7 protein-coding genes are annotated in these 14447 nt (G+C 40.9%); all 7 read right to left on the bottom strand.

From position 1 onward, the window contains the following. Nucleotides 1-59 precede the first annotated feature (59 nt). A complete protein-coding gene (locus JCM15074_RS11515; protein WP_025821341.1) occupies nt 60-653 on the bottom strand; it encodes a Maf family protein in 594 nt (197 codons plus the stop codon). Continuing rightward, on the bottom strand, nt 653-1141 hold the full coding sequence (gene mreD, locus JCM15074_RS11510; RefSeq protein ID WP_025821340.1) for a rod shape-determining protein MreD: 489 nt from the start codon (nt 1139-1141) through the stop codon (nt 653-655). Before mreD ends, JCM15074_RS11515 begins: the two co-directional genes overlap by 1 nt. Further along, nucleotides 1138-2013 carry a rod shape-determining protein MreC gene (gene mreC / locus JCM15074_RS11505; protein ID WP_025821339.1) on the bottom strand — a complete coding sequence of 292 codons (876 nt, stop codon included), beginning with the start codon at nt 2011-2013 and terminating at the stop codon, nt 1138-1140. Before mreC ends, mreD begins: the two co-directional genes overlap by 4 nt. 34 nt (nt 2014-2047) lie before the next feature. Continuing rightward, nucleotides 2048-3097 (bottom strand): rod shape-determining protein, encoded by a 1050-nt coding sequence (locus tag JCM15074_RS11500; protein WP_025821338.1) that lies wholly within the window; start codon nt 3095-3097, stop codon nt 2048-2050. 202 nt (nt 3098-3299) lie between these two features. Then, a complete protein-coding gene (locus JCM15074_RS11495) occupies nt 3300-6935 on the bottom strand; it encodes a DUF6701 domain-containing protein (RefSeq protein WP_025821337.1) in 3636 nt (1211 codons plus the stop codon). A 173-nt stretch (nt 6936-7108) separates the two neighbouring features. After that, nucleotides 7109-10318: a DUF6701 domain-containing protein gene (locus JCM15074_RS11490; RefSeq protein ID WP_148300784.1), complete on the bottom strand. Its 3210-nt coding sequence runs from the start codon at nt 10316-10318 to the stop codon at nt 7109-7111. Nucleotides 10319-10527: 209 nt separating this feature from the next. Then, a complete protein-coding gene (locus JCM15074_RS11485; RefSeq protein ID WP_025821335.1) occupies nt 10528-14412 on the bottom strand; it encodes a polymer-forming cytoskeletal protein in 3885 nt (1294 codons plus the stop codon). Nucleotides 14413-14447 lie beyond the last annotated feature (35 nt).

Here is a 14447-nt window from a genome sequence, read left to right as displayed (position 1 = left end):
AGATGATCGAAATTACGATCGAAATTTGCATAAACGTTAGTCGTAACAAAGCGGCTAAGTTATAACACCCCTATTTGCACTAACAAGTTGCGAGTTTCCACGAGAGGTAAACCCACAATACCTGAATAACTACCATTTATGCGCTCTACAAATGATCCACCAAGCCCTTGAATGCCATACGATCCGGCTTTATCCATCGGTTCACCTGTTGCAATATAAGCAGCTATGTCAGCATCAGATAATTCACAAAACGTCACATCAGCACAGCTAAGCGCTGTATAACATACTTTACCATCGGTCACGGCAACCGCTGTCATCACTTGATGGCCTCGACCAGACAATTGACTCAACATCTGCTGAGCCTCTGCGTTATCGGCAGGCTTACCTAATAGCTGACCATCCAGTACAACTATGGTATCAGAACCAAGTACAACGCAATTATTGGTATCAGTTTCAGTTAATAAAGCCAAGCCAGCCTCAGCTTTAGCTTGTGCTAATCGTAATACATATTGATCTGCAACTTCATCATTAAACGGCGTTTCATCAATATCAGGACTGACTAATGTAAAACTAAAATCTGTCCGAGATAATCCTAATTGCGCCAATAATTCACGTCGACGTGGAGAAGTTGAAGCCAATACTAACGATTTCATTATCGCACCTTATATGAACGTCGAATGCGACGCAGTAACCAAAATACCCAAGGCCAAATAACAAGACAAGACAATGCGGGTAAAAACAGATCCATATTGAAGTGAACATCACCCACAATAAACTGTAACCAGAAAATAGCTAAATGATAAACACACACTAAGCAAGCCATAATGACGCTTTGTTGCCACACAGGAAAAGTACGTAACTTTTGGCAATGTAACACCACCACATAAACCACTAATGACATCGCTAATGCGCGTATACCTAAATGAGCGCCCATTAAAATATCGAGCATTACGCCCATAAACCACGCTGTTAAAATGTTATAACGGTACGGTAGAGCCATCGCCCAATAGATCATCACCAGTAATAGCCAATCAGGACGCCACTGCTCTACTACTGCAGGCAATGGCATAATTTGACATACTGTGGCAAAGAAGAGTGTTATCCATACCATATAGCGCGCATGAGGAGCTTGTAAACTCACGATTTAACCTCCGCACTCGTCTTTTCTGTCACTGGGGACACATTAGGAACCGTAGGCTTTGCCGTTTCAGGCCATAGTAATAATACATAACGAATACGATCTAGCTGTGCTAATGGCCTTGCAATCACTTGCGCATAATTCTGGCCATCTTCTTTTTGGACTTGCATCACCCGAGCAACCGGATAACCTTCAGGAAAACGATGACCTAAACCTGATGTCACTAATAAATCACCAACTCGAACATCAGTACTTTTAGCGACATGCTTAAGTTCTAGCTCATCAATCATGCCTGTACCGCTCGCAATAAAGCGCACATCGTTACGGCTAATTCGCACGGGAATAGCATGGGTACTATCCGATAGCAGTAGCACTCGAGAAGTTAACTTATTAACTTCAACAACTTGACCAACAACCCCTTTAGCATCAACCACGGGCTGGCCTACATAGACGCCGCTATCACTACCGTGATTAAGCACCACATATTGATGATAAGGATCGCTCGCCACTTCCATCACTTCAGCGACCATTTTTTTATTGTCCATATGGACTGGCGAGCCAAGTAAGCTACGGAGACGTTCGTTTTCTTGACGAATATGGTCAAAACGCTGTAAGCGTTCACTCATTAATAATTGTTGTCGTAACAGCTCTGCATTTTGCTTTTCAAGCATACTGCGAGTCGCAAGATTCTCTGCACTGTAATCAAGCAGCATCCCTGGCACATTAGCCAAATACTGTAATGGACTTAAAAAAGAGGCAATAGATTGACGAACAGGCGTTAATCTATCATTAGCAAATAACAACACCACCGACAAAAAAATCGCCAGTGTTAATCGAAATTGATTTGAGATACCGCGGACAAAAATAGGCTTCATAAAAAAAGGCGGCTATTCACCGCCTATCGCAAAATTAAATATCTTCGGAGAATAAATCTCCGCCATGGAGATCAATCATCTCTAGTGCTTTACCGCCGCCGCGGGCCACACAAGTTAATGGCTCTTCAGCCACCATCACAGGGATACCAGTCTCTTGCATTAATAAACGGTCTAAATCACGCAATAATGCGCCACCACCGGTTAACACCATGCCACGCTCTGAAATATCAGATGCAAGCTCTGGTGGTGATTGCTCTAAAGCAACCATAACAGCACTCACAATACCTGATAACGGCTCTTGTAATGCTTCTAGAATTTCGTTGCTGTTTAAGGTGAAACTTCTTGGTACACCTTCAGCTAAATTACGGCCACGAACTTCAATTTCAAGCACTTCATCACCTGGGTATGCAGTACCAATTGAGTGCTTAATACGTTCAGCTGTCGCTTCACCAATCAAGCTACCGTAGTTACGACGTACATAGTTGATAATAGCTTCATCGAACTTATCACCACCAATACGTACTGATGATGAGTAAACAACGCCGTTCAATGAAATGATTGCTACTTCAGTGGTACCACCACCGATATCAACCACCATAGAGCCTGTCGCTTCAGATACAGGTAAACCTGCACCAATAGCAGCAGCCATCGGCTCTTCAATTAAATACACTTCACGTGCACCAGCACCCATTGCAGACTCACGAATCGCACGACGCTCAACTTGAGTCGCACCAACTGGCACACATACCAGTACTCGTGGGCTTGGGCGGAAGAAACTGTTGTTGTGCACTTGTTTAATAAAGTGCTGTAACATTTTCTCAGTCACATAAAAATCTGCAATCACACCATCTTTCATTGGGCGAATGGCTTGAATATTGCCTGGAGTACGACCAAGCATTAGCTTAGCTTCACTACCCACAGAAGCCACAGATTTTTGACCTGAGCTGTTACGTTCGCCACGAATGGCAACAACAGAAGGCTCGTTGAGGACAATACCCTCATCACGAACATAAATTAAGGTATTTGCAGTACCTAAATCGATCGATAGATCGTTAGAAAATAAGCCACGCAGCTTTTTGAACATGTAACCAGCCCGTCTCTGTGGAATCAAAAAATGAAAAATCAGCTAACTTTAACAATCAAGCTTGTTTTCCACAAGACTGATAAGGTTAACAACGTACATTAGTGGGTAATTTTTCTATCTCTGCTTAAAATAACAGCAAGAGTAGTTAAAAATAAACTGCTTAGTGAAAAAACACTGCATTTATACTTTCACATTAACCCGATTAAAATTGCTCTTTCCAATAGATAATATGATCATCACCACGATAAGCACCAAAATGCGCATCTGCTTTTGGATTTGACAGTGAATTACCTAGCCAAAACCATTTGAGCCAAGGCACCACATTAAGTTCCACTGCAACATTGCCATTCGCTAATGGAGGAGTGTAATAAATATGCCCAATCCCAGAATGAATGTGACCCGTGGTACTACTTAAATTGGCATCAGCATAAGCTTTTAATGGTGGAAAATGAATCGGAACTTGCATATATAACCCCGTTGTTGCACCCGCAGCATGTGATGAGGTGTTATAACTGGAGCAATTATCGGCCGTATTTAATTGCCACTGGCCTTTACTATTTACAAACTGAGTATCTGCAGGCATTCGCAATACTTCATTCTTCGGGCCATAAACGTTTTGCAGTTGCATCCGTCCATAACGTAAATCACTACCACTGATATCCGTAAAACTATAACCACTACAACGTCCATTTTTATCTTGATAACAAATATTATCTGCGTCGGTAACATCGGTAGCAGAAAGATGCAGCTCAAAATTAGATTTAAAAGGGGTTTCTAACTTAGGTGTACGAATATACTTTATCGTTTCATCCAGTAACGTCGCATCTGGAGCATTAAGACTTAAGTGCCCTTCTAAAGCAATGTTTAGCGGTAATTGACGTCCAGAACGATCAATATATGTACGTCCCAACCAACGAGCTTGATAACGCCACCAGTCCGGTAACAGATAATTTAATGTTTCATTGCCATCAACAGCTAAACCTCGCACTTCGATATTGGGTTTAGCCACATTGGTAAAATGTAGTGGTTGCCCTAAATAACTGAAACTGCCACAGCTATTTTGAACCTGCGGCTGATTACCCACAATTTGTAAGCTATTTGGCGTAAACCGCCCCACCGCACTACTATATGATGCAGGAATTGTCATTCCCATATAGGCTTTAGCTTGAGGGATGACACCAAATTGAAATACCCCCACTTCATCGACAGCCTGTTTAACCACAACGGTAGCACTGTGACCATTGCCTAATCGATGCTGGTAATTTGCCGTACTTAAACGACCATTAGTGCCACCATCTGCAGTACTAGGTGCGACTAATTGATGTGATAATGGCATCTCATCTAGTTCAAAGTTAGTGGTTACCGGGTTATCGCATAAATTCGTATCATGAGACTCGTTCCATGCCACAGGTGTAATGGCCAAATTGAAAGATTGGCCCGCTTTAGCAAATACCGAACAAGTGTGGTATGGGCTATGGCAAGCTTTGGCTAAACCTTGACTATTACTGGCTTTAACACAGAATCCAAGTGGACGGCTTACAAAAGAATCAGAGCCCACAATCTCAAATCCAGGCTGATAATAACTGCCGCGTTCACTATACTGAGCCGTCAAATTCACCTTACCAGCATCGGCGTAATTAACGGTCATTTGTGCCACACCGTCAGCATTAAAATATAAGTCTACCGGAGTGGGATTAGCTTTTATCGCTATACCATTCACACTAACATTTTCAATTTTACGAGTTGGATTTAAATACTCTGTCGAAAAATTAATAGATTGATTACGATTGGTAAATAGCGGCATACAAGAATTCTCGCCACTAGGTTTTACTGCTCGCACTTGAATATTCTTGGCAGGCTGTCCCGCAATTTTATCTGGCACATCAAAAATAAACCCACTATCTTCAAACACAATATTACAGCTGGCCTGATTTATCGGACCATCGCCTTGTTGGCATAAGGTTGGATGTAATACGTCTGGATTATTCGTTGCAGCATTAATACGGATCGGCAAACTTTGATAATGGTAAAGATCAACCTTGGCACTGCCGCCCGTTACTGTTAGCAAATGACCATTTAGCAGGTCATCATCACTATGTTGTTGCCATTGACCATTAGCAATCGGATAAGGTTTTAGAGACACCATCGTGGTACCACTATATTGCTCACTACACGTCGTATTAGTACAAGCCTTTACGGTAACTGTTAACGGCCCACAGGTCAGAGGCGAATCATTATAAGCCAATTCAAAATGATCAATCGGATCGAGTACCTGATCAATTTTCTCAATGGCCATATAGCTATAAGTTTCATTTTTATGAGTTCGATCGCCGCCATAGAGATCTTCATCTATCACGACACTAACTGAACGGTCAGATAATTTACAGCGACGTAACCAGCCCCCTTGCGGACCATTACGGGTGGTTTTCTTTGCCACTAAAAAAGGAGCTTGTGTAAAATCCTGCTGTCTAAAACTCGTGATCGCATTACATTGCTTGGCAAAATTAGCCAACAACCCATTGACGGGCGTAGGTGTTGCGCCGTCAGCATTAAAATCATAGCGATAACTGTCACCGTTAAGATCCATTTGGCCATGACCAGAGCTTACAATTAAATAACCAATTTGTTCGCCCTGATTAGCATTATTATTTAACTTACAATACTTTTGCGTTGATGTTTTCACTTCGGATGGATCAAGCGAAATCGCTAATTCATCTAACTCACCGTGATGATTAATCTCTTTCACGATAGAAGTAAACCAACAGCGATGATCGGTATTGTATTTGTTATCGGTTTGCAGCTGGTGCAATATAACTGGCGCGCTAAATTCATAATCTTGATCAGTTTGATCTTCTACTTGATCGAGTATCTGATCAATATCTACCTTTTTATAGCCATTATAATTTTTATCTTGAGCGGCTTTATTCCAGTAATCCGCTCCAACAACCATCAAACCGCCATTAGGTAACTGATGCTCTCCTTGGTTTGCCGCTAACCAACTAACATTAACCATCGGCTCTGATGGCAACACTCGTCGACTACTTTTTACTGGCGGTTGCCGCTGTACAAAACTAAAACCTGTACGATCAACATGGGTTAAAAAGAGACTCGCAGGTCCATCATCATTAGGATATTGCTGATCAATCGTTGGCATTAAAAACACAACTGGCGTGGTGCCAACACTAAATGGTTTATCGAACTTTACTGACATAGTTCGTCCCACTTGAGTCACATTAGTCTGTCCCACTTGCATCTGCAATGTACCAGTAGGCTCAGGCTTAGGCGTATTATCGTTACTACAAAAACCATTAAAATCAGCTTGCTCAATCGCACTTTGATCATAGACATGAACCAAATCATCATAATTAACTGGTAATTGCGAACCAATCCCACCAGTTAAAGAGGGGTAATCCCACCAGCTTGCAGCAATTTGAACTGCACTTCTTTCCGTATAAATAATGGCATTAATATGGCTTGCACCATGGATCAATAAGCTGCCTTTAACAAAAATAATCAGATCTTCAGGATTACCATCTTGGTTAATATTAGCGTCAGTTAACGTCAGTGAATTAAAGTGTAGTCGTGTGGTTTTACCAGACGTGCGAATAAAATCCCCACCTCTAAATTTACCTGTTTCATAGTAATAATCCCCCGGACTATACACATCGCTAACCACTTGGCCTTTATTGACACAGACCGAATTCCAGCCTTGTAAAAAACAACTAATTGATGGTGAACGAGTAGGAATAGGATCGGACGTAGGAAATGCATAACTAGATTGCGGTGGTTGCTGAAAGATATCAGTACATTGGGGAACTGCACGGGCGAAGAATGACATAGTTAACAATGCCAAACAGCAGTATATTTTAACTGATAGTTGCGACAAACGAACCTCGGCAATAGTCATACAAACTTGTAATAAACTTAATTATACCTGAAGTTACTGTAAAGGTTCACTAACCGTATTTAGTTGCCTAAACTACGAATTAACCCATATCTAGTTAAAAAGCATTACTCACCATAACTTTCACGATAATAAATCACGCGATCATGGCCTCGATAATGACCAAAGTTTGCCATCGCATTTGGGTTTATTAAACCATCACCGTTAAACAGTTTTAGCCATGATGGTACCTGTAATTCAACAGGTACATCAGCGTCTTGATAAGGCGGTTCATAAAATATATAGCCTTTACCAGCGACAACATTTGCCACTTTATTTTGTAAAGTATAATCGCTATAAGCTGCTAACTGAGTTAAGCCTGCACTAGCAAGATCAATGATCAACCCTTTCTCGTCAGTTCGATATTGACTGCAAATATCCTCACGATTGCGTTGCCATTGGCCATTTTGATTAACATATTCGGTATATAACGGCATGCGTAATACTTCATCAATACGACCATAACTATTATCTAACCGAGCGCGGCCATAACGCAGTTGCGAACCTGAAATATCCGTAAATACGTAACCAATACAATTGCCTTTATCGTTTTCATAACAAACGTCATCCTTATCGGTTAAATCAAGAGCCGCTAACGTCAATGAAAAATCTGCAGAGAATGGAGCAACTAATTGAGCTTGGCGAATATATTTTAATTGTTCATTTTGTAGACTGACAAATGGCGGAGTATGCAACAAACTACCACTGAGTACTGAGGTCAATACCATATCAAGTCCGGCATGAGAATAGAGCCGATTTAGCCATTGCTTATCGTAACGCCACCACGATTCAATAAAATAGTTGTGGGTGACTTGCTCATTAGCAGCAACTGGGATCAATTCTAATCTTGGATTATCACCAGTTTGAAAAGTGAATGGTTGATCTAAATAGGTAAAGCTATTACAACTAGGTACGATAACAGGCTTATTACTGGCAAGCTTAAAACGATCTGGAATAAAACGTCCAACATTACGACTCATTGATGCTGGTATCGTCATATCAAAATAGGTTGTATCTGCCACTCCAAATTGAAAAACACCGACTTCATCAACTGCTTGTGCAACCTTATGAGTGCCCATTCGATTAGCAAGATGGCTATAACTTGAAGTTGCTAATTGACCTTTTTTTCCCGTTGCTGGCGAGATTAATTGATGAATTAATGGCACCTCATCTAAACCAAAATTGGCTGTGACTGCGTTATCACATAAATCACCATCCTGTGGTTGTTGCCACACCACTGGCGTAATCTCTAAATTAAAATATGCACCCGCTTTGCTAAATACTTCGCAGCGAGTATCAGCCTCAACACAAGCCGATGGTTCAATGGTTTCAACACAAAAACCATTTGGTCTACTGGTAAATTGATCCTGACCACTGATCACAAGACCAGCTTCTTCTGAATCCATGCGTCCAATATATTGTGCATTAACAGCAAGCCGTCCAGCATCAAGATAATCAACCTTAACCTTAGCCCGTCCTTGATGATCAAATTGCAAGTTAATCGGCGTAGTTTGTTTAATCGTTGCACCATTGAGTGTGACGGACTTGATGCCGGTGCTAGGCTGTAAGTATTGCAGCTCGAAATTGATGGCTTTGGTCTGATTCTGGAACATTGGACGGCAACTTAACTGGCCGTTATTTAACACGCTAGTACGAGCATAAAATGGCACTTCCACAGCTTTACCGGCAATTTTATTAGGGATATCAAAAATAAATTGATCATTTTCAAATGCAATCGAACAGCCCAACGCCCCAGCCAATTGGCCATTACAATGAAATTTATCATTGCGCACACCAATATTCAGCGGTGCGGAAATATTTTGTCGTAAATTAACTTTAGCAAACCCATTGATTAGCGTTAATTGATTACCAGTAAGGGAATAATTACCATGCTGCGTCCAACGACCATAGCCGCTATCAGGGTTTCTAAATAAGTTTACACTCGCTTTATTAATTAATTGATTACAACTTGCATCTCCGCATGCACTAACTTCCACCACTAATGGCTCACAAGTGAGGGCTGAGACTTGATAAGACAAATTAATATGATGTAAATCGGGATCCGGGGGAGGCTCGATATTACATTGTATGCCTTCAAAATCTGCATAATGTAAATCATCCTCTTCATAACCATCATACTCATCATCATCGACATCATATTCATAATAAATCGTATCTTTTATATCATTAATATCACCAGCAGTAGCAAACCCACCTTCAACTTCTAACATACCGTATTTATTAGCATTTAATTGACTATCAACCTCTCCAGCAATAAATAAAATGCCTTCCATCTCATTGCGGCCAATTAAGGTCAAAGTATCTTTCACATAAATAATTAAGTTTTCAATATCACTACCAAACTCTGCATTATTTAAGGTTAAATGATTAAAATACAAACGTACTGTGCCGTTTTTCTCAAATAGATTTAAATTTAATCTGTCTGAAATTTCCATTAAAAAACCACTATGATAATAATTATCACCTTGAATAAATTGATGATTAAAAAGTGGCTTAGTATTGGTAAGGGAACAATTATCTCTACCTTGCTCACACCAAACCGTCTCATCATTAGCGGTCGGAAATTTTGGCGGTATAAAATCTTGCCCGCCTAATGGCGGTTCATCAAAGATATCAACACAACTTGATTCTGATTCGGGGGTAAATGAGTTTTGACACATACAGCTAAAATCTGTTTTATCAATGAGTTCATTAAGTTTCCAGCGCTGTTCAGGCTCAATGTTATCAGCTAATATGCGCTGAGCCTCTTTACTTAACGCACTACCAAAAGCAATGCCGCCAACAACCTCTAATTTTTTTAAAGTTCTTGCTGTCATCGACCCTAAAACATATATAAAACCGGTCACTTCAGAGGATCTTGGCACGATGATTCTGTTACCAACATAAACGACTAAATCGCCTGGTGCATGCTTCTCATTGACCATAACATCACTGAGCGTAAGCACATTTCTAAAAAATAAACGCACTCCTCGTGCAAATTTGATATCACCACTCAAATTTCCATTTAAAAAATAGTGATCACCAGCGCTCAAAGCCTCACATTGCCCTTTTGAAGCATGATTACAATGAAGATTAACAGTTGATACATTCACCTTCGGTGGGGTTAATGTAAAATTCAATTTATCTTTAACTGGCACCTGAAAAATATCTTTACACTGAGGTAATTTTTTATCTGTTGGGCATGCAGAGAGTGACTTAGCATCAAATATTTTTGATGCATAATTGGCAATAGCAGTACTTGGACTAACAATAAGCAAGCAACACCAAAAAGAAAGCAAAAAACGTAAATTAATCATCTCTTAAATCTATACACTAGCCCAAATACAAACCAATAAGGCGATTATGAATAGTTATTAACAAACATTCCTAATTTACATTACATTACAAGAAGTTGATCACAATAAAGTCATGACTACTTAAGCAAGCCTTTAGATTTGCAGCAATACTTAATAATGGCGCTGATAGATCACTCGATCTCGCCCTCGATAACTGCCCAAAAAAGCACTTGCGATGGGTGTTGTTTATCGCTCATTCCTAACCAATACCATTGTAACCATGGCGCAACCGTTAACTGCACTTTAATCTCATCATCGATTAATATGGTGGGATCTGATACCGCTTGCTCAAAATAGAGCGCACTCGTGCCTTGTGATATCAGCCCACTATGATCACTGCGCGCACTGTCAGCAAAGGTATTGATTTCAGATAATGAGTAAGGCAAGACTAAAGTAACGCCAATATCACCATTGCGCATCAACGCATTCGCGTTAAACACACTACAATTATCATCTTGGTTGATTTGCCATTGACCTACATGATCGACATATTCAACTAATAACGGCATTCTTAATGCTTCAGTAGACGGTGCATAGGCATTTTTTAAACGAGCTCTACCATGTCGCATATCAATATTTTGCCCAAGGCCAATATCATGCCAAGTATGAGTTAAACAGGTACCAGATGCGTCATTTTGAACACAGATCCCATCCTGATCAGTTAGATCAGATACTGATAACGTTAGATCAAATTGAGCAGTAAACGGCGCCGTTAACTCATTCGTTTTGGTATAAAAAATTTGCTCATCCAGCAAACTAAGCTCTGGAACCGTGGGCTCAACCCGACCGATTTGACTGATTTGAATATCATGGGCGACGGTTGCTTGATAGACTCGATTAAGCCAATTTTGATTAACTCGCCACCAATCATCTACACGATAATTTAAAGTCTCTTTACCCTGCTGATTCAGCCCTAACAAGGTTAATTTAGGCACTTTATTGGTGTCATATCCAAAAGGTTGATCCAAGTAACTAAACTGCTCACATGCAGGACTTATCTTAGCTTCAGAGGCGGTTGCGGATAGATAGTATGGTGTAAATCGTCCGACACTCTCACTCGCCACGGTAGGAATATCTCGATAGCCAAAATAGTGAGAGTTTGTTTCATTTAAATCAACATCAAACTTAAATACGCCAACTTCTGAAATCGTTTGCTGAATCGAATGCATTCCAGTGCTGTGGGGATTAATCGCGATAGTAGAGATACCGAGTTCACCTTGATGACCCGCTAAAGGAGCCACTAATTGATGTGATAACGTTAATGCTGGCATGGCAAAATTACGTAAACTGGTATTATTACAAAAGGCTCGACCGCTCTCACCACTTTGCTGCCATGCGACAGCCTTAATGGTGAGATCAAATGGCTCTCCCGCTTTCATATACACAGGGCAATTTATATCTGCGCTTAAACAAGTATTGGCGGAAGAAACACAAATAGCGGCTGGTTTATTAATAAACTGATCAACCCCACTGATATCAAGTCCTGCCTCGGTGGTTCCCTGCTCACCAACTAGCTCCGCATACAATGCCATTTGACCCGCTTCAGCATAATTGACTGACAAATTCGCTTTACCCGTAATATCAAAGGTCACAGGCAACGCTGTTTTAAGACCGCTATGCTGGCCTATAGCAACCATTGTACTACCATCACTACTGAGTTCTACTTGGCTTGAAGCCTCAATTTCATTAGCATTAGGAGTAATATAGTCACTCCAAAAATTGATCACTTTGGTTTCATTGGCAAACATAGGTGCACATTGCACAGTACCAGTTCGATTATCGGCCGCAACGGCCATTAAACTGATATTTTGTTGGGGCAAGTTTGCTGTACCATCGGCGATATCAAATATAAATCCAGAGTCGGCAAAGGTGATACTGCAATCGCTGGATTTAGGATTTGCGCCTTTTTTACATAATGTAGGTCCAACCCATATTCGCAAAAAAGGAGCGATACCTAAATCAACTTGGCTCGCCTCATAATGATGTAAATAGACTTTACTCATGCCACCATTAAATGAAATCGTATCAGAGCCGGTCACATCGGCTCCACTCCAATGACCATTGCTCACGTTATATGGCAATAATGAAGCTTGTGTTTGCTGGCCTGCTAGCACGCTACAGTCAGCATTAGCACAGGCCTTAACGATGACTTCTAGTGGCTGACAAGTCAGTGGATTACCATCAGCATATTCCAACTCAAAATGATCGATAAATGCATCATTAACAACCTCATCAAAGGCAATATAAGCATAAGACTCAGAACGATGATTGCGCTCTTCATCAAAATATTGATCTTCATCTATCACCATGCTCAATTGCGTTTGCGTTAATTGACAACGACGCAACCAGCCCTCGCCACCAAGCACAGAGTTAAGTGATGCAACGAGTGTAGGCACTCCCGTAAATGATGACTGCCATGTCGATGGATTATCACATTGCTGCTGTAAACTAGAACCAACAATAGGTGCTGGATTAGTCTGATTAATGCCTACTTCATAACGATACTGTTTACTCGCCAGCTCAAGCGTACCTTTGCCTGGAGTCACCGTCATATAGGCTACTTTTTCATAGGCGATTTGTTCAGCGTTTAAGTTACCTGGCATACAATATCTCACTCCAGCATCAGTGCGCCGAACTTGTGATGACATCAGAGTTAAACCAATGGTATTAGTATTGCGTATTGCCCCGGTTGTTAGCCAACAAGAATTATTACTCCACTGCTTTTGATGGAAAATAGCCGTTTGATCGACTGGACTATCAACTTCGACAAATCGAGGAGGTTGATCTTGCAATACACCAATACCATAGCTGTCATTTAAATAGGTAAAACCAACCGTTAGTTGACGTCCGTCAGACAGCGTATGCTTTCCTTCATTAATCGTAATCCAATGGATTTCAGGCATGCGAGCTGATGCCATTTGATATACATCTTCGGGGGCTTTTTGTTGATGCCAACTAAAACCTTGATGATCAACGTTGCTTATCACAATATTAGCCGGGCCATCTTGGTTAGCATTAGCCGTTGCAATGGTAGGCATAATAAATACCGCAGGTTGAGTGCCGGACGGATAAGGGACATCAAATATCACCCGATGCACGCTGGAATATGGATTACTCAGCAGTGCTTTCGCCTTACCGAACTGTAGCTGGGTGGTAACCATTTGATTAGACGAACTTGCAGCATTGATATGACTATCATCTTGCATATCAAGAAAACGAGCAGTGACTTTACCGTTAACACTCGCACCAGAGGCAATTGTGACCTTTTGCACCCCATAAATAAGCCCATCAACCAACCCATTATTTGCCAGACTGATATTTCGATAACCAAACAATAATGGTGGCTGTGAGCTAGCTGATTGGATCATACCATCATGTATCCGAGTAATATCAGCAACAAAAATGCGAACATTGCCTAACGTGACAATACGAGCCTTATTGGTTACCGTTAAACTTTCAAACCAATAATCCCCTGCACTGAGTACCAGCTCTGCCCCATTTTGTAATATGACTTCGCCTGCACGGTGTTCACTCCCGCGATCAAAAGTTAATGCGCATTGCTTATCTAAGGTAATATTGCCTGAATGAGTTATACCTGCAGATGTGCTAGCCTGACGAGATAACACTTGGCCTTTGTTACACGATGCGATACCAAAGCTATTGTCATTACTGGTACGAAAAGCATTACTGCCAGTCACACTTAAACCGCGAATACTGCTGCCAGTCACACGGCAATAATGCCAACTCCCACTAGCAACATCACATCCTTGGCTAGCGGTTGTTTCAATTGAACAGAAATTAACAGACTCACCATTTGTGCCAGAGACTTGAGCACTAGCAGCCTGTTTGAATTGAGTTAGATTGATATTATTACAACTAAGCGGGCTATCTTGATGATGTCCTTGAATGACCTTGGGAAAATAAGTAGTCGGATCAATAGTTTCAAAAGCAAATGCACTTAAACTTAAAATACCAAAAACTAAACATAATATTCTGGCACATCTTGTAACCAACATGATTACACTCCTTGTATTCGGTTGCGAATCCAACC

It is taken from the genome of Shewanella marina JCM 15074 (assembly GCF_000614975.1).
In the GTDB taxonomy this organism is placed as follows: Bacteria; Pseudomonadota; Gammaproteobacteria; order Enterobacterales; family Shewanellaceae; genus Shewanella; species Shewanella marina.
Note: the sequence above shows the minus strand (reverse complement) of the source record. Positions and strands in the feature narration are given on the sequence as shown.